This window comes from Glycocaulis sp. (assembly GCF_051859565.1).
Taxonomy (GTDB): domain Bacteria; phylum Pseudomonadota; class Alphaproteobacteria; order Caulobacterales; family Maricaulaceae; genus Glycocaulis.
The window spans coordinates 50,424-71,027 of the sequence record NZ_JBHYFK010000003.1; the positions used below are offsets into that span (position 1 = coordinate 50,424).

Annotated in this window: 18 protein-coding genes; 10 read left to right on the forward strand and 8 right to left on the reverse strand. The window is 62.2% G+C overall.

Annotated features, from left to right (window positions below; translation table 11 throughout):
• Positions 1–96: 96 nt before the first annotated feature.
• Positions 97–2,850 (reverse strand): preprotein translocase subunit SecA, encoded by a 2,754-nt coding sequence (gene secA, locus ACTIGC_RS05155; RefSeq protein WP_439633401.1) that lies wholly within the window; start codon positions 2,848–2,850, stop codon positions 97–99.
• Between secA and ACTIGC_RS05160 the strand changes: the two genes are divergently transcribed.
• From ACTIGC_RS05160 to ACTIGC_RS05170, 3 genes are read left to right on the forward strand one after another with little or no spacing between them, the layout of a single operon-like run.
• Positions 2,849–4,048 carry a peptidylprolyl isomerase gene (locus ACTIGC_RS05160; protein WP_439633402.1) on the forward strand — a complete coding sequence of 400 codons (1,200 nt, stop codon included), beginning with the start codon at positions 2,849–2,851 and terminating at the stop codon, positions 4,046–4,048. The two genes, secA and ACTIGC_RS05160, sit on opposite strands and share 2 nt — an antisense overlap.
• Positions 4,049–4,096: 48 nt before the next feature.
• Positions 4,097–4,516 (forward strand): (deoxy)nucleoside triphosphate pyrophosphohydrolase, encoded by a 420-nt coding sequence (locus ACTIGC_RS05165; RefSeq protein ID WP_127565890.1) that lies wholly within the window; start codon positions 4,097–4,099, stop codon positions 4,514–4,516.
• The gene (locus ACTIGC_RS05170) at positions 4,516–4,680 is read left to right on the forward strand and encodes a Flp family type IVb pilin (protein ID WP_439633653.1); all 165 of its coding nucleotides are present in this window, start codon (positions 4,516–4,518) and stop codon (positions 4,678–4,680) included. The genes ACTIGC_RS05165 and ACTIGC_RS05170 overlap by 1 nt, the downstream gene beginning before the upstream one ends.
• On the opposite strand, the gene ACTIGC_RS05175 is transcribed toward ACTIGC_RS05170, so the two are convergent.
• Positions 4,677–6,236 carry a hypothetical protein gene (locus tag ACTIGC_RS05175; RefSeq protein WP_439633403.1) on the reverse strand — a complete coding sequence of 520 codons (1,560 nt, stop codon included), beginning with the start codon at positions 6,234–6,236 and terminating at the stop codon, positions 4,677–4,679. The two genes, ACTIGC_RS05170 and ACTIGC_RS05175, sit on opposite strands and share 4 nt — an antisense overlap.
• A gap of 53 nt (positions 6,237–6,289) precedes the next feature.
• Positions 6,290–7,198 carry a methyltransferase domain-containing protein gene (locus ACTIGC_RS05180; protein WP_439633404.1) on the reverse strand — a complete coding sequence of 303 codons (909 nt, stop codon included), beginning with the start codon at positions 7,196–7,198 and terminating at the stop codon, positions 6,290–6,292.
• A 47-nt stretch (positions 7,199–7,245) separates the two neighbouring features.
• Between ACTIGC_RS05180 and ACTIGC_RS05185 the strand changes: the two genes are divergently transcribed.
• From ACTIGC_RS05185 to ACTIGC_RS05200, 4 genes are read left to right on the forward strand one after another with little or no spacing between them, the layout of a single operon-like run.
• Positions 7,246–7,971: a ComF family protein gene (locus ACTIGC_RS05185; RefSeq protein ID WP_439633405.1), complete on the forward strand. Its 726-nt coding sequence runs from the start codon at positions 7,246–7,248 to the stop codon at positions 7,969–7,971.
• A 40-nt stretch (positions 7,972–8,011) separates the two neighbouring features.
• Entirely contained in the window at positions 8,012–8,278 is a 267-nt protein-coding gene (gene grxC, locus ACTIGC_RS05190) for a glutaredoxin 3 (protein WP_439633406.1), read from the forward strand.
• Complete coding sequence (locus ACTIGC_RS05195) at positions 8,278–9,102, forward strand: carbon-nitrogen hydrolase family protein (RefSeq protein WP_439633407.1); 825 nt, start codon at positions 8,278–8,280, stop codon at positions 9,100–9,102. Before grxC ends, ACTIGC_RS05195 begins: the two co-directional genes overlap by 1 nt.
• Positions 9,099–9,527: a DUF1178 family protein gene (locus tag ACTIGC_RS05200; protein WP_439633408.1), complete on the forward strand. Its 429-nt coding sequence runs from the start codon at positions 9,099–9,101 to the stop codon at positions 9,525–9,527. Before ACTIGC_RS05195 ends, ACTIGC_RS05200 begins: the two co-directional genes overlap by 4 nt.
• Positions 9,528–9,732: 205 nt before the next feature.
• On the opposite strand, the gene ACTIGC_RS05205 is transcribed toward ACTIGC_RS05200, so the two are convergent.
• A complete protein-coding gene (locus tag ACTIGC_RS05205) occupies positions 9,733–10,404 on the reverse strand; it encodes a class I SAM-dependent methyltransferase (protein ID WP_439633409.1) in 672 nt (223 codons plus the stop codon).
• Positions 10,405–10,629: 225 nt separating this feature from the next.
• Here ACTIGC_RS05205 and ACTIGC_RS05210 point away from each other — a divergent pair, with 225 nt between their 5' ends.
• Positions 10,630–12,537: a peptide MFS transporter gene (locus tag ACTIGC_RS05210; protein WP_439633654.1), complete on the forward strand. Its 1,908-nt coding sequence runs from the start codon at positions 10,630–10,632 to the stop codon at positions 12,535–12,537.
• Between the two features lie 45 nt (positions 12,538–12,582).
• On the opposite strand, the gene ACTIGC_RS05215 is transcribed toward ACTIGC_RS05210, so the two are convergent.
• The 4 genes from ACTIGC_RS05215 to ACTIGC_RS05230 form a co-directional block, all read right to left on the reverse strand.
• Positions 12,583–14,598, reverse strand: coding sequence for a TonB-dependent receptor plug domain-containing protein (locus ACTIGC_RS05215; RefSeq protein ID WP_439633410.1), 2,016 nt, complete (start codon positions 14,596–14,598; stop codon positions 12,583–12,585).
• Positions 14,599–14,731: 133 nt separating this feature from the next.
• Positions 14,732–15,517: a pepsin/retropepsin-like aspartic protease family protein gene (locus ACTIGC_RS05220; RefSeq protein WP_439633411.1), complete on the reverse strand. Its 786-nt coding sequence runs from the start codon at positions 15,515–15,517 to the stop codon at positions 14,732–14,734.
• Positions 15,518–15,578: 61 nt separating this feature from the next.
• Complete coding sequence (tldD, locus tag ACTIGC_RS05225; RefSeq protein WP_439633412.1) at positions 15,579–17,003, reverse strand: metalloprotease TldD; 1,425 nt, start codon at positions 17,001–17,003, stop codon at positions 15,579–15,581.
• Between the two features lie 298 nt (positions 17,004–17,301).
• Positions 17,302–17,820 carry a tetratricopeptide repeat protein gene (locus tag ACTIGC_RS05230; protein ID WP_439633413.1) on the reverse strand — a complete coding sequence of 173 codons (519 nt, stop codon included), beginning with the start codon at positions 17,818–17,820 and terminating at the stop codon, positions 17,302–17,304.
• A gap of 279 nt (positions 17,821–18,099) precedes the next feature.
• Here ACTIGC_RS05230 and coxB point away from each other — a divergent pair, with 279 nt between their 5' ends.
• Positions 18,100–18,966 (forward strand): cytochrome c oxidase subunit II, encoded by an 867-nt coding sequence (gene coxB / locus ACTIGC_RS05235; protein WP_439633414.1) that lies wholly within the window; start codon positions 18,100–18,102, stop codon positions 18,964–18,966.
• Positions 18,967–18,984: 18 nt separating this feature from the next.
• A complete protein-coding gene (gene ctaD / locus ACTIGC_RS05240) occupies positions 18,985–20,604 on the forward strand; it encodes a cytochrome c oxidase subunit I (protein ID WP_439633415.1) in 1,620 nt (539 codons plus the stop codon).

Below are 20,604 nucleotides of genomic sequence, written 5' to 3' on the forward strand. Positions count from 1 at the left end.
ACACCCCTGAAAGCTGCATAACAGCTCCCCTTGGGACGCTCTCAGCGTATTCAGCCGACGGCCCGGACACCCAAATTGGCTTCCGGGCATTCAGATTCAGGACATCTCAGCGCCGATCGCGCCGTGGCAATGCTTGTACTTCTTGCCGGATCCGCACGGGCAGGGGGCGTTGCGCTGAACCCGGCCCCAGGTGGACGGATCGTTCGGATTGATGGCCGGAGCCGCAGCGCGGCTGACTGCAGGCCCGCGCGCTGCGGTGCGCGGTGCGCCGTCGCCGGAGACCGGCTCTCCGGTGGCCGGATCCACCCGTGAAGCCTGAATGTTCTGCGGCGCGCGCGGCATTTGCGGCGGCGGCGCGGCAGGTTCGACGCGGATCGAGGACAGGATGCGTGTGGTTTCAAAGCGCAGATTGTCCAGCAAGTGCTCGAACAGGGCGAAGGCCTCGCTCTTGTACTCGTTGAGCGGGTCGCGCTGGGCATAACCGCGAAGACCGATCACCGAACGCAGGGCATCCAGCTGTTGCAGGTGCTCGCGCCAGTTCTGGTCGATAGTCTGCAGCAGCATCTGCTTCTCGATCCGGCGCATCAGCTCCGGCCCGGTATTGGCGGCCTTTTCGGCGTATGCTTCATCGGCGGCTTTAAGCACGCGCTCAAGGATTTCCTCGTTCGCGATACCGTCCTCGGCGGCCCATTCCTTGATGGGCAGTTGCAGGTTGAAGTGCTTTTCGACCTCTTCCTGCAGGCCTTCGGTATCCCACTGGTCGGCATAGGCGCGCGGCGGAATATGACGCTCCACAAGATCTTCGGCGCACTGGTGGCGCATGTCCTTCACCACGTCGGAGACGTTTTCCGCCTCCATGAACTCGATGCGCTGCTCGAAGATCGCCTTGCGCTGATCGTTCATCACGTCGTCGTATTTCAGGATGTTCTTGCGGATGTCGAAATTGCGCTGCTCGACCTTTTTCTGCGAGGTCTCCACGGCCTTGGACATCCACGGGTGCTGGATGGCTTCGCCTTCCTTCATGCCCATGGTGCGCATGATGGTGTCGAGGCGTTCCGGCGCAAAAATGCGCAAGAGATCGTCTTCCACGGAGATGAAGAATTTGGAACGCCCCGGATCGCCCTGGCGGCCGGTACGGCCACGCAGCTGATTATCGATCCGGCGTGATTCATGGCGCTCGGTGCCGATCACGTAGAGCCCGCCGGCGTCCAGCGCGATCTTCCGGCGTTCGGCGACCTCTGCCTCGACGGATTTGCGCTTTTCCGAAATCGCCGTGTCGTCCGGCTCGCGCCCGGCCTTGCGTTCCTCGCTCAGCCAGTCATTGACCAGAAAGTCGACATTGCCGCCGAGCTGGATGTCGGTGCCGCGTCCCGCCATGTTGGTGGCGATGGTCACGGCGCCCGGAACCCCGGCCTGCGCAATGATCGATGCTTCCTGCTCGTGATAGCGCGCATTGAGCACCTGGTGCTTGATCTTGCGTTTCTTCAGCAGCTCCGACAGCACCTCGGATTTCTCGATGGAGACGGTGCCAACCAGAATCGGCTGGCCGCGCCCATGGGCTTCCTCAATGCTCTCGATGATGGCATTGTATTTCTCTTTGGCCGTGCGGTAGAGCTCGTCTTCCTCGTCAATACGCTGGACGGGGCGGTTTGTCGGGATTTCAGAGACGCCAAGGCTGTAAATGCCGGCAAATTCCTCGGCTTCGGTCGAGGCCGTGCCGGTCATGCCCGAGAGCTTCTTGTAGAGGCGGAAATAGTTCTGGAAGGTGATCGAGGCCAGCGTCTGGTTTTCAGGCTGGATATCGACGTTTTCCTTCGCCTCGATAGCCTGGTGCAGGCCGTCCGACAGGCGCCGGCCCGTCATCATCCGCCCGGTGAACTCGTCGATGAGCATCACCTTGTCGTCGCGGACGATATAGTCCTTGTCCTTCTGGAACAGCTTGTGGGCTTTCAGGCCCTGATTGACGTGGTGAACGGTGGCGATGTTCTCGATGTCGTAGAGATCGCCTTCGTCCAGCAGGCCGTGCTCGCGCAGCAGTTTCTCGATATGCTCATTGCCTTCTTCGGTGAAGGTGACGGAGCGGTTCTTCTCGTCGAGTGCAAAATCCTCGTCCTTCAGGAAGGGGATCAGCTTGTCGATCGTCTTGTAGAAATCCGAACGGTCATCGGTGCGCCCGGAAATGATGAGCGGCGTGCGCGCCTCGTCGATCAGGATGGAATCCACCTCGTCGACAATGGCGTAGGCGTGGCCGCGCTGCACCATTTCGCGCAAGCTGTATTTCATGTTGTCGCGCAGATAGTCGAAGCCCAGCTCGTTATTCGTGCCGTAGGTGATGTCGCAGGCATAGGCGCGGCGGCGCTCTTCATCCAGCATCTGGTTGAGGATGACGCCGGTGGTCATGCCAAGGCGCTCAAACACCTTGCCCATCCATTCGGAGTCGCGCTGGGCCAGATAATCGTTGACCGTCACGACATGAACGCCCTTGCCGGGCAGGGCGTTCAGATAGGCCGCAAGCGTGGAAACCAGCGTCTTGCCTTCGCCGGTCTTCATCTCGGCAATGCCGCCCTCATGCAGCACCATCCCGCCAAGCAGCTGCACATCATAGTGGCGCTGGCCCAGCGAGCGCTTGGCCGCTTCGCGCACCGCTGCAAAGGCTTCTGGCAGCAGGCTGTCCAGTGCCTCGCCCTGCTCCAGGCGTGCCCTGAATTCGCCGGTTTTACCCTGCAGGCCTGCATCGTCGAGCAATTCAAATTCCGGCTCCAGCGCGTTGATCTGATGCACTTTCGGCATCATGCGCTTTACGGTGCGGTCATTTGAGGAGCCAAAGAGCTTGCGGGTAAAAGAAAGCATGTTTTATCAGCCGTCGCGGGGCGAAATGGGTGATCAGGCACGCCGGGCCAGTGTACAAGGCAAATCCGTACATGGCCTGGGCGCCTGTGTGGCGCTGGCCCTGAAGCAGCGCGCTCAAGATCAGGGACTTAAGGAGGCAGGCATAGTGTGTCAATCGAACCGGACCGCCAGACGCTGCAGTATCGGGCTTGTGGCCCTTGCCGGACTGTCGCTGGCAGTGGCCTGCGACACGCAGCAGGACAGGGCGGCTGCGCCCGCAGAGCCCGCCGTACAGGCTGAGGGGCGGGTAGACGTGCTGGCCCGCTTTCTGGCGCTGGAGCCTGCAGGACCGGAGGATTCCGTGGTGGCAGAAGTCGGGACGACCGTGATTTACGCCTCGGACGTCCGCCGCGAGATCGCCGCGCGCAGCCTGCATGACCACCCAGCAAACGTGGCGCCGTCAGACCCTGTTTTCCAGCAGGTTTTGTCAGAACTGACCGAGCAGCGCCTGCTGGCGCTGGAGGCGCTGCGGCGCGGCATGGACCGCGACATCGAGGCGCGCCGGCGCCTCGCCGCTGCCGAGGAGCGCATTCTGGGCAATATCCTCGTCGAGACTGTCGTGGCCAATTCCATCACGGATGAAGCCATCGAGCGGATTTACCAGGAGCAGAACCGGCTCGCGCCCCGCGTGGAGGAAGTACGCGCCAGCCACATCCTCGTCACCACGCGCGAGGAGGCAGAGGAAGTCGCCCGCCTGCTGGCCGAGGGCGAGGACTTTGCCCAGCTGGCCCGTCAGGTCAGTCAGGATCCGGGCACCCGCCTTGATGGGGGGGATCTAGGCTATTTCACGCGGGACGGCATGGTGCAGGCCTTCTCCCGGCAGGCCTTTGCCACGGAGACGGGCGAGACTTCCGAGCCCTTCCAGACCGATTATGGCTGGCATGTGCTGCGGGTCACTGACCGGCGCGTGCAGCCCCGGCCCGGCCTTGAATCGCTGCGCGGCAATATCGTGCGCTTCCTGACGCTGGAGGGGATACAGACCCTGCTGGACACGGTGCGCCAGACCTATCCGGTCACCCGCAGCGGCGTGCCCGCCCCCTCCCAGATCCGCGCGCCCGGCCCCGTGCCCCCCGGTGACCCGGAAGAGTCCGGCGAGGAAGAGCCCGATGACATGGATGCGGACGAGGCGGATGCGCCCGAAGAGATGCCACAGCGTTAGGCTCGCGCTAACCGTGTCCACACACTCCGATTTAACGAAGGATCAGGCATGATGCCGGCTGAGAAAGCCCACCTCTTGCTGGTGGCGGCGTGCGCGCTCATTGACCCCGATGGCCGGGTGCTCATCGCGCAGCGCCCCGAAGGCAAGGCATTTGCCGGGCAATGGGAGTTTCCCGGCGGCAAGGTGGAACCGGGCGAGTACCCCGAGGCAGCCGTCGTACGCGAGCTGCGCGAGGAACTGGGAGTGGAGCCATGCGAGCGTTGCCTTCAGCCCTTCGCCTTTGCGTCCCATCCGCTGGAGGACGGGCGTCATCTGCTGATGCCGCTCTATGTGTGCCGCAAATGGGACGGGTTCCCGGATCCGAAAGAGGGCCAGCAAATCGCCTGGGTGAAACCGCACGATTTGAGCAGATATGCGCTTCTGCCCGCCGACATTCCCTTGGCCGCAGAGCTGCGCGACCGTCTCTGATCGCCGATACCAGCGGCGCGACCGCCATTGAGTACGCCCTGATGGTGGGCCTGATCGCCCTCGCCATCATCGGCGCGTTGACGTTCGTGGCGGGTGGCAATGGCGGCATGTGGACCCATGTCCAGACCGAAGTTACCAGCGCCATGTCGGGTGAGGGGGGCTAACCCGACTTCTCGCCTGCGCTGTCCTTGCTTGAGGGAAACTCCGCTAGCCAAGGTAGCACCTCAACCATTCGGTCTTTGAACGGGTACGGCTTCACCTGACCGCTGGCCTTTAAGTCTGACTGGGGCAGCACCCATCCGAACCTGTTTTCTTTTGCGATCATGTCTCTAAGTGTTTGGAAAAACGTGCTTGGATCGCTGTTCCGAAGCGCAAACTCGACGTCGCCAATATAAATAACCGGCACTGGTACTCTGTCGCATTGTTCGATGTCGCCAGCATCATTCGCCAACTTGTGGGCTATTGAAAGCATTTGTGCTTCTTGGTTGGGCGCGAACGTAAGCCAAGGATCCATTGTTACAACGATTCCGATACAGTCAGATGCAAGGCGGGCGGTGTCTTTGAGCCCCCTGCGACAGGCAGAGATGAATCGCCAGTTTTGGAATATGCCCTTGGCGATTTCCGAGTATCCTTGCTCGGCTTTGGAAACTGGGTCTTCGGAAAACATTGCATCAAAGCTCTGTCGTTTTGCTTTGCACTCTATTAACAGAATGGCTTCGTCATTTTTATAAACAATTAAATCAGGGCTCGCTTTTCTTCTACCTTTTGGTCCAAAATCAAGCTCTCGGCGTACTGGGTTCGGAGAAAGCATTTCCCGAAAATAGTCAAAGCAGTAGGTCTCAAACCGCCGTCCAATTTCGTCCCAAACTTTTGGCCCACCCGCAACAATGTCGTTGTATATTCCGTCGGTGAATCGGAGTGCGATTAGTTCTGGAAGTGGAGAAAGAAGTCGCTCCTCGTTTGAACCAAAAGAAATTATTGGATATCTTCGAAATATGCTTTGTTTGTAGGCGGTATGCCTATTTTCAGACTGAATGAGCTTGGCTTGAACTCTAGCGGATTGATGCGGCAAGGCATACAATTTTAAGGCTAAATACTTGCTTTCCTCGCTTACTCCTGCTGGAGAAAGATCGATTTTTCTATCCAGAGAGCATGATTTAGAAAGTTGAGAGTGCAACAAAAAGCCGATTTTTACAAAATCGGATAAAGTTATATCGTAATTATTTTCAAAATATGATGAAGATTCTGCGCCACCGTATATAAAGGCGCTACGGTATATTGTGGATGCGTTTAGAAAGCCTCTTTGCCATGGAAACTGCCTCTGGGTGATTCTATGAAGTTCAGATATCACATCGTTCGATTGTAGAAATATCCCGTCCTCGGCGTTTTCAAGCGAAACTACTAACCGTTCTAGCCGCCTTGCCAAATAGAAATTGTTATATATGAGCGATCTATTTCGGCTAAATCCAGTAGGGTTCTTTTCGATAGATAAAAGCTCATTTGCTATTGTTTCTATGATCCAAGGCGGAATGTAGTGGGGAGAGCCAATTTTTACGCCCAGCGCTTCCTCCGGAAAACCAACTAACTTCTCCTGCGCAGCTGCTACGCCGTTGAGAGCAGCTGTTACAGTCGCTAAAAGCCAGAAAATGCCTTGGTCGTCGCTGCAGCTAAGCAAGCGGTGGAGTTTTTGCTTGTAATAATCTCTCTTTAATCGAGCCATGGTCCTGCGACAGGTCGTTGATCAATATTATTTGCGGTTTTAGTCGATTCGACTCAAATACCCGTCTCCTTCACGCCCAGAGCATCGGCTAGGCGGACTTTCGCCGAGCCGGGGCGCAGGGGTTTGGGCTGGCTCTCATGGGGCGCCCACCCTGCGGCGTGCAGGATTTCAAACTTAGCCGGAATGCGCCCATCGGGTTCGGCGAAGCGCTCTGAATAGACTTGCGCGGTTTTCACGAAGAATTGCCGGTGGACGGGTGTGCGCGGGCGGCTGGCGAGCACGCTGGTCTCGCCCATGCGGCGCAAATCGCGCATCAGCACGAAGGCATTGCCATAGCGCACGCTCAGCCGGTCCACGTCCGATACCGGCATGGCAAAGCCTGCGCGCCCCAGCAATCCTGCAAGGTCCACCGTGTCGGCAAAGGGCGATACGCGCGCCGACACCTGTCCGTATATCTCGTCCTCTGCGGCCATGAGGGACTGGCGCAGCTCGGTCAGCGTCGCCCCGCCCAGCATGGCGCAGGCAAAGAAGCCATCGGGTTTGAGCGCCCGGTTGATCTGGATCAGCGCGCCAACGAGATCATTCGTCCAGTGCAGGGAGAGGCAGGAGAGGACGAGATCGACGCTTTCATCGGCGATCGGCAGGCGTTCCTCGTCCATCACCAGTGCCGCGCCGGATGCTTTGGCGGCCATGGCGGGCGATATATCGGCCTCGATCAGCGTTCCGATTTTCGAGGCTAGTTCTGGCCTCGCCGCGATGGCCCGGCCCACCGCGCCTGCCCCGCCGATTACCAGCGCGCGGTCAAACGTGCGGCTCACCGCCATCAGCCGGTCGGCCAGATCGTCGGCGGCACGGCTCGCCAGAAAGGCAAATTCCTCATAGCCTCTTGCCGCACGGGTCCGCCGCTGGCGCAATAGCGCGCGGTCAAACAAGAGAGGCGGGGTGTCAGACGATGATGCCATGGGGCGGATATGGACCGGCACGCCTCGCGAGGGAAGCCTCGCGGGTGATGAGGGGTTTTGCCGACCTCATCTGGCCGCCGGTTTCGCTGCTCTCCTACGAGCCGGTATCGGCCCATGGCCAGCTATCGCCTGCCGACTGGTCGAAGATCGTTTTCCTCGACGATCCGCAATGTGCGTCGTGCGGGTTTCCGTTCGACTGGCCGCCGGGCGAGGGCGCGGTGTGCGGGCCGTGTGCCGCGCGTGCGCCTGCGTTTGATACCGCCCGCTCTGCCTTCGTCTACACGCCGGAAAGCCGCCGTCTCGTCCTGTCGCTGAAACATGGCGGGCGGGTGGACGGGCTGGCCGCCTTTGGCGGCTGGATGCGCCGGGCGGGCAGGGAGATGCTGGCAGAGGCCGATTATCTGGTGCCTGTGCCGCTGCACCCGCGCCGACTGCGCCAGCGCCGCTTCAACCAGTCGCTATTGCTGGCACAATCACTGGCAAAGCTCTCCGGCGTGGCCTGTGACCCGCATATTCTCATGCGCCGCCGCGCCACGCCCAGCCAGGGCGGGCAGAGCGCGAAGGGCCGCAGGCGCAATGTGGCGGGGGCCTTTGCGGTGCGTGACGCGGCGAAACCCCGCATCAAGGGCGCAAAGCTGATCCTGATTGATGACGTCTACACCACAGGGGCGACGCTGGAGGCGTGTGCGCGTGCCCTGAAACGGGCAGGCGCGGCGCGCGTTGATGCCCTGACGCTTGCGCGCGTTGTCAGAACCAGCGACGTGCTTACATAAGCGCCAGACCTGATTTTGCTGATTCACGAAAGCCAGACCCATGACCACGCCCGCCATCACCATCTACACCCGCCCCTTCTGTGCCTTCTGCTCGCGCGCGCTGTCGCTGCTGAAGGACAAGGGCGTGGCGTTCAAGGAGATCGAGGCGGGCTTTGATCCGGCCCTGCGCGCGGAAATGCAGGCCCGTTCGGGCCGCAACACCTTCCCGCAGATTTTCATCGGCGAGACGCATGTTGGCGGGTGCGATGATCTCTTCGCGCTGGAAGCGCAAGGCAGGCTTGATCCTATGCTGAAGGCTGGTGCGTAATGGCAAAGACGAAAATCGCCCTTGTCCAGATGCGTTCCGGAACCGACCCGCAGCGCAATATGGACGCCGCCGAAGCTGCGATCCGTCAGGCGGCGGGCGAGGGCGCCAAGCTGGTGGCAACGCCCGAAGTGACCAATCTGGTGCAGAAGGATGCCAAGGCTCTGTTCGAGACCTTGCGCGCGCCGGCTGAAGATACGGGCGTGAAGCGCCTCTCGGCGCTGGCAGCCGAATTGAACATCGATGTGCTGGCAGGGTCAATGGCGCTGAAGGGAGCCGATGGCCGGGCGGTGAACCGCTCCATGCTGTTCGGGCCGGATGGCGCGCTGAAAGCCCATTACGACAAAATCCATATGTTCGATGTCGCCATCGGCAATGGCGAAATCTGGTCGGAGAGCACCAATTACGCGCCCGGCAGCCGCGCCGTAATAGCCGAGGCGGCGGGCATGAAGCTGGGCCTGACCATCTGCTACGATGTGCGCTTTGCCTATCTCTACCGCGCACTGGCCATGGCGGGCGCTGTGGCCATCACCGTCCCGTCAGCCTTCACCCGCCCGACCGGCAAGGCGCACTGGGAGGTGCTCTTGCGCGCCCGCGCCATCGAGACGGGCAGCTTCATCCTCGCGCCTGCGCAGGGCGGCACGCATGAGGACGGCCGCAAGACCTGGGGCCGCTCCATGGTGGTGGGGCCGTGGGGCGATGTAATCGGTGTTCTGGACCATGACGAGCCGGGCATTCTCTATGCCGATATCGACGCGGAAGACGCGCTGTCGGCGCGCCAGCGCATTCCGGCGCTCAAAGGCGGGCGGGAGTTCACCGGCCCATGATCCGCTACGCCCTGCAATGTGATGAGGGCCATGGCTTTGAGGGCTGGTTCTCCTCCAGCGAGGACTATGAAAGCCAGGAGGCGCGCGGGCTTGTCGAATGCCCTGAATGCGGCTCGGTCGCTGTCACGCGCGCGGTGATGGCGCCTGCGGTGCGCACTTCCAGGAGCCGGGAAACCAGCACTAATGGCGAGCCGGACATGGAAGCGGTCGCCCGCAAGGTGCGCGCCCATATCCGTAAAAATTATGACTATGTCGGCCCGGACTTCGCATCAGAAGCCCGCGCCATCCATGAGGGCGAAAAGCCCGAACGCCTGATCTATGGTGAGACGACGCCGGAAGAGCGTGCAAAGCTCGCCGAAGACGGTGTGCCGTGCGCGCCCTTGCCGGAACCCTTTGCGCCCACCCCGCCCAAGAAGGCGAATTAGGGTTCTCACTCGTTCGTCATCCTCCGGCCGCGAAGCAGTCCGGGGGACCTATGCCTGCAACGCGATTTCCTCCCCCGTTTACGGGGGAGGTGTCGAGCGCAAGCGAGACGGAGGGGGGAACATTTCTGAGTTATCCCCCCCCCTCGGCCTTTCAGGCCACTCCCCCCGTAAACGGGGGGAGAAACCCGCTCGCACGTTACCGCTCCTACCGGCTGACCAACCACTCCAGCAGGAAAGGCGTGTCGGCATAACGCTCGCGCAGCTTTGCAGGGGCGTCCGGCCCGAAATCGCGGCCCCGCCATTCGGTACAGCCCGCTACCGTCAGATCAGCGCGACGGAAGGCGGCGAGCCAGTCTGAAAAGCTGTGCGGATGGCTTGGCATGTGGATGTCGTGGTTCCCATCGGGGAAATGCGCGCCCACGCCGGAAAGCGTCATGAAGGGGTGGATTTCGAGGATCAGCGCAAACCCGCCGGGCCGGACAATGCGCGCGAGTTCAGCGGCTGGCTCGTCCAGCCTCTCGACATGCTCATAGGCAAGGCTGACCAAAGCGGCGTCGAAACGGCCGGTTTCAACGGGCAGGGGCAGCGTGATGTCGTGCTGGACCAGGCTGGCATCCGGTGCGGCGTCCTTCGCCTTTTCCAGCATGCCAGCGGAGAGGTCGCAGCCCCACAGCTCGGTAGCGCCAGCGCGCGTCAGGGCCGCCAGATTGCGTCCGGTGCCACAGCCAAGCTCCGCTACGGATTTGCCGGAGAACCGCTCCAGATGGCGTTCCAGCGCCGCCGTGGCGGCATAGACCATCGGATTGTCGAAAGCGTCATAGCTCGCCGCCCAGCGGTCATAGGCGGCTTCAACATCAAGGAATATACGGTTTGTCATGGGTCGTGCTCCATCGCAGACCGGAGACCGTCCGGCGCGGGGCACTTAGTTTTCGCATGGTCACAGCCAGCGGCTCCACCAGAGCAGCGCCCTGCATATACCTGCGCACTGCGCCTTTCAATACGCTCCCCACCTTGCCGTCAGCCCCGGAGCGTGATCCTGTTGCGCACATCAGGATCAGGGCAGTCCGCGAGGCGGACGCCCGCGTCGGGGGCAGTCATGGTCATCAATATCGTTGTTGCTATCGGCATTCTCATCACTCTGGTGACGGCGGTGCCTGTCTTCACCCAGATGGCCAAGCACCCCAAGGGGCTGCACATCCTCTTCTTCGCCGAGATGTGGGAGCGCTTCTCCTATTACGGCATGCGGGCCCTGCTCATCTTCTACCTGACCCAGCACTTCCTCTTTGATGACGGGTTCGCGAGCACGCAGTACGGGGCCTACACCTCGCTGGTCTACCTCCTGCCGCTAATCGGCGGCTTCGTGGCGGACCGTTATCTCGGCAACCGCAAGGCCATCGCTTACGGGGCACTTCTGCTGGTCGCCGGACACCTTGCCATGGGCATTGAGGGGCGCCCGTCAGAGGAAGCGCTGCAATATGAGGGTGCATCCTATTCGCTGGTGGCTGAAGGGCGGGGGGGGCTGCGCACGGTACAGCTGGAGGTGGATGGCGCGCTCTATGATTTCTCGGCCAACCGGGAAGGTGATCTGGTGATCGCCGGCCTGCCGATGGGCGCCAGCCTGCCCGCCACACTGCCCGCAGGCAGCTTCGAGACGGAAATCACCTATCAGGACCAGCGCGGCCTTGCGATCCTCTACCTCGCCCTCTCGCTCATCATCATGGGCGTTGGCTTCCTCAAAGCCAGCATCTCCTCCATCGTCGGCCAGCTCTATGACGAGCATGATCCGCGCCGCGATGGCGGGTTCACGCTCTACTATTACGGCATCAATCTGGGGGCGTTCTGGGCGGCGATATTGTGCGGCCTTCTGGGCGAGACGGTCGGCTGGTGGGCCGGTTTCGGCCTTGCAGGCCTTGGCATGCTGCTGGGCTTCATCGTTTTCGTGCGTGGACGGCTGGCCTTCTTCCTGCCTGGCAAGAACCTGCTCGCCAATGTGGGCAATCCGCCAAACCCGGCGGCCCTGAAAGCGCGCGTGTTGGGGCCGTTGAACCGGGAGACGGTGATCTACCTTCTGGGCATTCTGGGCGTCGGCGTCGTCTACTGGCTGATACAGGCCCATCAGGTGCGCCTGCCGGTTCCAGGCCTTGGCGGGATCGACGCGATGCTGCTTCTTCTGATCGCCGGGGCGGCGGTATTTCTGGGCTATATCAGCTGGTACATGGGCGCGAAATGCACGCGCGAGGAAGGGCAACGCCTCCTGCTGGCGCTCGTTCTGATCGTCGTGTCGGTCGTGTTCTGGGCGCTCTTTGAACAGGCCGGTTCCTCGATGAACCTCTTCGCCGCGCGTAACACCAATCTGGAGCTTGCGCCGCAGCGCCTGATCGAGCTTGGGCCGATCACGCTGGACATGGCGCTGACGGCCTCGCAGACGCAATCCTTCAATGCCGGCTTCATCCTGATCTTCGCCCCATTGTTTGCAGGCCTGTGGGCCTTCCTGGCGAAGATGCAGCGTAATCCCAACACGCCGCTGAAATTCGGCCTGGCTCTGGTGCAGGTGGGGCTCGGCTTCCTCGTGCTGGTCTGGGGCGTGCAGTTCGCCGATGACAGCTACCGTGTGCCGCTCTTCTTCCTGGCGCTGGCCTATCTTCTGCACACCACTGGCGAGCTGTGCCTGTCGCCGGTGGGCTTGTCAGCTGTCACCAAGCTCTCTCCAGCGGCGGTGGTCAGCTTCATGATGGCCGGCTGGTTCCTGTCCAGTGCTTTTGCTCAATATGTCGGCGGCCTCATCGCGGCGCTGACCGCTACTGATACGGTGGCGGGGCAAGTGCTCGATCCGGAACGCGCGCTGGCAGGCTACGCACAGGTGTTCGGGGTGATCGGCCTCATCGGCATTGTGCTGGGTGTGGTGATGGGCGCTGCCAGTTTCGGGCTGAAAGCGCTGGGCCACGGACGGGCCGAAGACCAGATGCCAGCACCCTCCGAGCCGGGGCCGGAACTGCCGGTACGCGACTAGAAAAAGGGCCCGGAGGATGTACCTCCGGGCCCATTTCTTATCGTCCTAGAAGGTGCGGCGCAGCCTGAGCTGGAGGAAGTCGCGCGGATCAATGCGCTGCTCCTCGCGGAAGGCGAGGGCCTGCGTCGCCCGGTCTGAGTAGACATCCCGGTCGATGCGGAAATCATCCCAGATCGTCACCGCCGCATAGACCGCAAGGCCGTTATCGAAGGTGTATTCGCCAAACAGCGTGATGAAGTTGCGCAGCTCAAACCAGCGCTTCTGGTCCGGGTTGAAGGTGGTTTCGCGGAAATAGGGGGTGTAGTTCACGCCCCAGCGCAGATTCCAGTCCGGCACGTCATTTTCAAAGTTGATATAGCCCGTCAGCGGACGCACGCGGGAAATCTGGCGGCTATTGCCGGTCGTGGGATCGGTGACGCGGGTATGGTCGTACTGCACATTCACCGTTACCCGCCCGCGCTCCAGTCCCAGATCCCGCAAGGGCAGGCGCACATTGCTGGCGATGCGCGTCAGGCTGCCATCGCCGATATTGCCGAACGCTGTCAGCCCGCCATCCAGCGGAATGACGTCGATCACGTCGGAAATCTCATCATGGCGCAAGGTCAGCGTGGCGACTCCCTCGCCATTGAAGCGCTGCTCAAATACCGCTTCGGCAATCCAGCGCTGCTGCGGCCTGAGGTCCAGATTACCGCCGCGCACCTGGCCGTTTGAAAGGGAGGTGGAGGCGGCAAAATCGCCGAAATTGAGCTGGCCCAGCTCTCGCTCCAGCCGCAGGCGGACCTGGCGGTTCTCTTGTGGATCCCATGTCAGCGCCAGGCGGGGCTTGGGATAGAAGAAGCTGCGCTCTGCCTGTGCATCACCGCTCTGGCGGATGGTCGAATGCTCAAGGCGCAGCCCGGCCTCCAGCCTCAGCTGCTCCGAGCGCCGCCAGCTGGCCTGTCCAAACGCCTCACCCCGGATTTCCTCCACCAGCGTGGAAGCCAGCGGCAAAGGCACCGGCACCCCGTTACTCGTGAAGGTCTGGCTCGTATCCATGAAGTTGTAGGCCAGTTCCCCGCCGCCTTCCCAGGTTAGCGTTTCGCTGCGCTGCCAGCGCAGCACGCCGCGCGCAATCGTCTCGCCAGACTCGCGTTCCGCCTCGAACTGCTGGTCAAGACCGGGACCGGAGGCGCCATTGCTGAACCCGCCCCAGCGGTAATTCTGGATCAGGCGCGACTCCAGGTTCAGGCTGTCGGACAGGGCGCGCTCATAGCGAATACCCAGATCCACCCGGCTGGCATCATCCTCAAACGAGAAGAGTCTTTCGGGCGATCCCGGCACGCTGAAAGACAGCTCATCATTGTATTCAAACCAGTTATAGCCGCCGGTCAGCTCCAGCCGTCCCTCGCCCACGGGTCCGGACCAGTTGCCGCGCGCGTTCCAGCCACCACCGTCAAAGCTGTTGCGCAGGCGCTCCTCGGAGATGATGTTGCCAGCCGCGTCGCGCCGGGTCGAGGTGCCCCAGCCGGTAGAATCGCTCATGGCCAGCGTGCGCGCCACCTGAAAGCCCCATTGGGTGCCGTTATTGCTCGACGAGAACTCATAGCGGCCTGTGGGGTTGGTGGGGCCACCCTCAAACGAGTGAAGCTGGGCCATGACTGTATGCTGGCGCGACACCTCGCTGCGCAGGATGACGTTCACGACCACACTCTGGCCCTGCATGTCGATCCCCGGTGCGCCACCCCGGATCAGCTCGATGCGTTCCACCCGGCTTGCCGGGGTGCGCGACAGGACCGACGAGCCGGTGTCGTCCTTGGATGCCGGCCTTGACCCGTTGATGAGCACGTTTCCGCCGGCGCCGGCAAAACCGCGCACCGACGCGCCGTCACTGACCGAGAAGCCGGGAATGCGGCTGACCATGTCAAGCGCATTGGACGGGTTGGAGGCGGCAAAGAACGAGGGTTCGTAGATTAGCGTGCCTTCGCTAGCGCTGGCAGTTGAGGTGGCGGCTTCCTGTGCGAAACCGGCGGCGGGGATCAGCAGGGCGGCGCCAAGCGCGGCCGAGCACAACAGGTGTTTCATGATAGTCCCTCCCAAGACATGGGGAGTGGTGTGCCCGCAACACCTGTCGCACAACAGTTACAATGCAGAAATGTGCGTTACATTTCAGCAATTTGATTGCATATCGGTAATGATGCGGTGCAGCGCATCAGCCTCATGGCGCGCCGGCCTCCGTGCAAATGCTTTCACTGGCCAGGCCCAGGGTGATAACGCTCATGTCCAGCAGGTCCATGCCAGCAAAAAGGGCAGGGCGGTGGGTTAGGTTCAGTGTCTCGAAGACGGGCAGGGCGGCAATGGCGATGTCCACATTGCGCCGTTCAAGCCCGTCAGCGCTGAAGGACCGGGCGCGCATGATCCGCGCGCGAATCGCCTCGCCATCGGCGCCTATAACGCTTGCTCGCGCTGACCGGCCAGGAAGCCGGGCGAGCTGGCGGCCAAGCGCGGGATTGCCCACCGATCCGGCAAGACCAGTGTCGACAAGAACCAGAACCGTGTGGCCATTGACCTCGCCTTCAATGGCCGGGAGGGACAGCGCGCCCGGTGTACAGGGCCGGTCAGGGGCCAGCTCCAGCCTGTTGGCGGCGAGATCGATCCGCCAGTTGCGTCCCGCCAGCGCATCAAGGCCCAGAAAGCCGTCCAGTTGCCCGCGCGAGTCCGGGGCGTCAGGCAGGGCAGCAGGTAATAGCTCCGGCAGGTCCAGAGCGCCCAGTTGTGCGCCGGAGAGAGAATAGCGTTCTACGCGGGACTGCCCGGTAAGCGCCGCGAGCGCAGCGTTCCTGGAGGAAGCTGGAGCGAGGCCCAGCCGCGTGATGGCGGCTTGGGTCATCGCGCTTGTGTCCGCACCCGTGTCGAGTGCTAGGCGCAAATTGCCGGACGGGGTGGAAAGCTCCACCACCGCGTGGCCATCTGCGCTGCGGCTTAATGGAACCGGATTGGCCAAGGCGGCCGGGCAAAGGACCAGAACCGCTGCAGCCAAAGCCGCAGCGGCAGCTGTGAGGGGTTTAGCCCGCCCCGCCAACAGTGATCCCGGCAATTTTCAGGGTCGGCTGACCAACGCCAACGGGCACGCCCTGCCCTGCCTTGCCGCAGGTGCCGACGCCGGGGTCCATCGCAAAATCATTGCCGATCATGGAGATGCGGGTCAGCGCACTCGGCCCGTCACCGATCAGGGTTGCGCCCTTGATCGGCTCGGCAATTTTCCCGCCGCGTACGCGGTAGGCCTCGGTGCAGCGAAAGACGAACTTGCCAGAGGTAATGTCCACCTGCCCGCCGCCGAAATTGGCGGCGTATATCCCGTCCTCCAGGCTTTCGAGTATCTCTGCCGGATCGTGATCCCCAGCGGTCATGATCGTGTTGGTCATGCGCGGCATGGGTGCGTGGGCATAGCTTTCGCGCCGGCCATTGCCGGTCGGCTCCACGCCCATCAGGCGGGCATTCATCCGGTCCTGCATGAAGCCGACCAGAATACCGTCCTCGATCAGCGTGGTGCGGCCCGTCGGCGTGCCTTCATCATCAATGGTCAGCGATCCGCGCCGATTGGGGATGGTGCCGTCGTCAATGACGGTGACGCCCGGCGCAGCAACGCGCTTGCCGACACGGCCTGCAAAGGCGCTGGTGCCCTTGCGGTTGAAATCGCCTTCCAGGCCGTGACCGACCGCCTCGTGCAGCAATATGGCGGGCCAGCCCGCACCCAGCACCGCCTCCCATTCGCCTGCAGGGGCGTCCACCGCTTCCAGATTGACCTTGGCGACCCGCAGCGCCTCGTCAGCGAGGCCCTGCCAGCTTTCAGGTGACAGCCATTGGGAGAACTCCGCGCGGCCACCGGCCCCGGCGCTGCCGCTCTCGCGCCGTCCATTGCGCTCCACCGTGACAGAGACATTCAGGCGCACCAGCGGGCGCACATCATGGGCCATATAGCCATCGGCGCGCACAATGCCGATCACCCGGCGCGAGGCCGAGATGGAACAGCCCACCTGCACCACTTCAGGATCGCGCGCGCGCAGCCAGGCGTCGATCTCGCCCAGGAGCGCGGCTTTCGCCTCAAAGCCCGGCTCGCCTATCACATCGACATCATCATAGAGCTTCACATTGGTGCCGTGCGGGGGCGGCGCCATCACCGCATTACGGCCCTGCCGGGCGGCAGCGGCTGTCTCGCCAGCCCGTTTGAGTGAGGCAAGGCTTACATCATTGGAGTGGGCAAAGCCGGTCGTCTCGCCAAACACGCCGCGCAGGCCAAAGCCGCGCCCGGCATCAAAGCTCGCCGCTTTCAGCCGGCCATCGTCAAAAGCCAGCGTCTCGTTGGCTTCGGTTTCCAGAAAGAGCTCGCCATCGTCCGCGCCGGAAAGGCTGTCGCGCAGCACGCTGATCGCATCATCGGCATCGAAGGCAAAGCCGTCGAACGGGTCGGCGGAAGGCGTGCTGGCCATGAGACTCTCCTGCTGGGTCATTCACACCCAACATAGGCACGCGCGGAAGGCTTATCGACCCCGCTCTCGCAGGTCTTTTCCTGATGCTCAGCCCATCCGGGCTTCGCGCCTCGCATTAGCTCGGGCGCGCGGCTTGTCCCCGGCTTGATCGGGGATCGCGCTTGCGGGCCGCTTTGCGGCCCGAGAGGCCAAAGGCCGCCCGCGACTGCCTGCCCCCGCGCAGGCGGGGGTTCGCGGAACATCGCAACGCGGCCTGCCCCCGGCTATGACCGGGGGATGCGTTGCGGAACTAACGTCCCTACGGCTGATGCCGCGCGAACCGCCGCGGCTGGGCGGCCAGCAGCGCGTTTTCCGGGGCGAGGCGGGCTGCTTCGCGATAGGCTTCGTAGGCGGCGTCATACTGGCCAAGCCGCTCCAGCGCGATGGCGCGGTTGAAATGGGCCAGATGAGACGGTTCCAGCCCCAGCTCCAGCGCGCGCCGCGCCGACGCCTGCGCGCCGTTGAAATCGCCCGTGCGGATCTGCGCCGCCGACAATGTCAGGTGCAGCTCAGGCAGTTCGCCAAGCAGGCCTTGTGCAGCCATCAGATCACTCATCGCCGATCGGCCATCGCCGCGCGCGGCCGACAGGGCGGCGCGATTGAGCTGCAGCCGCGCGCGTTCCTCTTCGCCCAGCGACGAATCGCGCAAGGCAAAGTCGCACGCGCCCAGAGCCCGCGGATTGTCACCGCCGCCGCGTGCGGCATGTTCGCACTCCGAAATAGCTGAGCGGATGGCCGGGGAACGCTCTTGTGCCAAGGCTGCAGGCGCCTGGAGCATACAGGCGGCAAGGCCTGCAATTGCGGCAAATCGGGCCAGCGTGTGTGGAATTCGGGTGTCCATGACGCCTCCGGCGCTTGAGATTTTGTTCGTGTAAGGCTAGCAGACAGCGCAAGCCCGCATCAAACCGAATGTCCGGGCGGCACTGAACATTGTGAGTGCCTTGCGACAAAAAGGCGCTCATATCGCACTGACACCGGCGCTGGCTGGTTCTATATTCCGCCGCACGAAGCAGGCAAACCGGCCTGCTGGCTGCCAGATACGACTCTTGGGGGTTCCATGCGTTTGAAGCTCATAGCCGGAGCTGTTCTTGCCGCCGCGATGACCGGCGCGGCATCAGCAACGATTGTCGGCGCGCCGGTAGATGGCGGGCTTGGCCTGCAGGAGGCCGCCACGCCGGTGATGGAGAATATTGTCTCCTTCCATAACCTTTTGCTGTGGATCATCTCTGCGATCTGTCTTCTGGTGCTCGGCCTGATCCTTTGGATTGTCGTGCGCTATCGCGCCAAGGCTAACCCGGTGCCGAAGAAGTTCAGCCACAACACGCTGATCGAGATCATCTGGACGGCTGTGCCGGTTCTCATCCTGATCGTGATCGCAGTGCCGTCTTTCCGCCTGCTCTACTTCCAGGACGTGATCCCGGAGGCCGACTTCACCATCAAGGTGACCGGCAACCAGTGGAACTGGACCTATGAGTACCCCGACCATGGCGGATTCGAGTTTGTCTCGAACATGCTCGAGGACGGCGAGATCACCAGCGAGAACTGGGATCAGCTGCGCCTTCTGAGCACCGATGTGCCGATTGTCGTGCCGTCAGGCGCCACCGTGCGCGTGCAGGTTACGGCCTCTGACGTCATTCACTCCTGGGCCGTTCCTGCCTTCGGCGTGAAAATGGATGGCATTCCCGGCCGCCTGAACGAAACCTGGTTCCTTGTGCCGGAAGGCCGCGAGGGCATCTATTTCGGCCAGTGCTCGGAAATCTGCGGTATCCGCCACGCCTTCATGCCCATCGAGGTGCATGTGGTCCCTGAAGAGGTCTTCACCGCCTGGACCGAAGCGGCCAACGCCGATCCGTATGCTGCGTCCAGCGTTCTTGTGTCCTATTACGCCAGCCAGCGCGCCACCCGCGTCGCGGCGGCCCAGTAATCCCCGGAGAGGATCATCATGTCGGCTCAAGCTGCTGAACATCACGACGATCACACCCCCAGCATCTGGGACTGGAAGCGGTGGGTCTATTCCACCAATCACAAGGACATCGGCACGATGTACCTGATCTTCGCGATCTTTGCGGGGGTTATCGGTGGTGCCATGTCGGGCCTGATCCGCTGGGAACTTGCCGAGCCGGGTCTTCAGGTCTTCAACAACGGCTTCTGGGGCAATGAGCACAACTACAATGTGATCATCACCCTGCACGGCCTCATCATGATCTTCTTCATGGTCATGCCGGCCATGATCGGTGGCTTTGGCAACTGGTTCGTGCCGATCATGATCGGCGCCCCGGACATGGCCTTCCCGCGCCTGAACAATATCTCGTTCTGGCTGCTGCCCTTCTCCTTCGCGCTCATCCTCCTGTCGATGTTCGTGCCGGGCGCTGGCGGTGATGACGGCTTCGGCGGGGGCTGGGTGATGTATCCACCCTTGTCTACCACCGGCCATGGCGGGCCAGCCTTCGACCTGGTGATCCTGTCGCTGCACATTGCCGGTATCAGCTCGATTCTGGGTGCCACGAACTTCATCACGACCATTTTCAACATGCGCGCGCCGGGCATGACCCTGCACAAGATGCCGCTGTTTGTCTGGTCGATCCTGGTGACCGTATTCCTGCTGCTGCTGGCCGTTCCGGTACTGGCGGCTGCGCTGACCATGCTCATCACCGACCGTAATTTCGGGACGACCTTCTTCGATCCCGCAGGCGGCGGCGACCCGGTCATGTTCCAGCACCTGTTCTGGTTCTTCGGTCACCCGGAAGTGTACATCCTGATCCTGCCGGGCTTCGGCATGATCTCGCACATCGTGTCGACCTTCTCGAAAAAGCCTGTGTTCGGCTATCTCGGCATGGCCTACGCCATGGTCGCGATCGGCTTCATCGGCTTCATCGTGTGGGCGCACCACATGTACACGGTCGGCATGGACGTGAACCTGAAGGCCTATTTCGTGGCCGCCACGATGATCATCGCGGTGCCGACCGGCATCAAGATCTTCTCCTGGCTGGCAACGATGTGGGGCGGTTCGATTTCCTTCCGCACCCCCATGCTCTGGGCCATCGGCTTCATCTTCCTGTTCACCGTTGGCGGTGTGACGGGTGTGGTGCTGGCCAATGCGGGCGTGACCACATCGCTGCACGACACCTATTACGTGGTGGCCCACTTCCACTACGTGCTGTCGCTCGGCGCCGTGTTCGCGATCTTCGCCGGCTTCTACTACTGGTACGAGAAGATGTTCGGAGTGAAATACAACTCCTTCCTCGCCCGGACCCAGTTCTGGCTGTTCTTCATCGGCGCGAACGTGATCTTCTTCCCGCAGCACTTCCTCGGTCTGCAGGGCATGCCGCGCCGTTACCCGGACTATCCCGATGCGTTCGCCTTCTGGAACTACGTGTCCTCGGTCGGCTATCTCATCATGGCCGTGGGCATGCTGGTCTTCTTCGTGCTGCTGATCGAATCCATCGTTCGCCAGCGCAAGGGTGAAGCCAATCCGTGGGGCGAAGGCGCGACCACGCTGGAGTGGACGCTGTCTTCTCCGCCGCCCTTCCACCAGTTCAACGAGCTGCCCCGCATCAAGTAG

Bases quoted from the DNA above. Each gene is read 5' to 3' on its own strand.
- ACTIGC_RS05160 (WP_439633402.1), top strand. From the start codon at position 2,849: ATGTTTTATCAGCCGTCGCGGGGCGAAATGGGTGATCAGGCACGCCGG.
- secA (WP_439633401.1), bottom strand. From the start codon at position 2,850: ATGCTTTCTTTTACCCGCAAGCTCTTTGGCTCCTCAAATGACCGCACC.
- ACTIGC_RS05165 (WP_127565890.1), top strand. From the start codon at position 4,097: ATGATGCCGGCTGAGAAAGCCCACCTCTTGCTGGTGGCGGCGTGCGCG.
- ACTIGC_RS05175 (WP_439633403.1), bottom strand. From the start codon at position 6,236: ATGGCTCGATTAAAGAGAGATTATTACAAGCAAAAACTCCACCGCTTG.
- ACTIGC_RS05180 (WP_439633404.1), bottom strand. From the start codon at position 7,198: ATGGCATCATCGTCTGACACCCCGCCTCTCTTGTTTGACCGCGCGCTA.
- ACTIGC_RS05185 (WP_439633405.1), top strand. From the start codon at position 7,246: ATGAGGGGTTTTGCCGACCTCATCTGGCCGCCGGTTTCGCTGCTCTCC.
- grxC (WP_439633406.1), top strand. From the start codon at position 8,012: ATGACCACGCCCGCCATCACCATCTACACCCGCCCCTTCTGTGCCTTC.
- ACTIGC_RS05195 (WP_439633407.1), top strand. From the start codon at position 8,278: ATGGCAAAGACGAAAATCGCCCTTGTCCAGATGCGTTCCGGAACCGAC.
- ACTIGC_RS05200 (WP_439633408.1), top strand. From the start codon at position 9,099: ATGATCCGCTACGCCCTGCAATGTGATGAGGGCCATGGCTTTGAGGGC.
- ACTIGC_RS05205 (WP_439633409.1), bottom strand. From the start codon at position 10,404: ATGACAAACCGTATATTCCTTGATGTTGAAGCCGCCTATGACCGCTGG.
- ACTIGC_RS05215 (WP_439633410.1), bottom strand. From the start codon at position 14,598: ATGAAACACCTGTTGTGCTCGGCCGCGCTTGGCGCCGCCCTGCTGATC.
- tldD (WP_439633412.1), bottom strand. From the start codon at position 17,003: ATGGCCAGCACGCCTTCCGCCGACCCGTTCGACGGCTTTGCCTTCGAT.
- ACTIGC_RS05230 (WP_439633413.1), bottom strand. From the start codon at position 17,820: ATGCTCCAGGCGCCTGCAGCCTTGGCACAAGAGCGTTCCCCGGCCATC.
- coxB (WP_439633414.1), top strand. From the start codon at position 18,100: ATGCGTTTGAAGCTCATAGCCGGAGCTGTTCTTGCCGCCGCGATGACC.
- ctaD (WP_439633415.1), top strand. From the start codon at position 18,985: ATGTCGGCTCAAGCTGCTGAACATCACGACGATCACACCCCCAGCATC.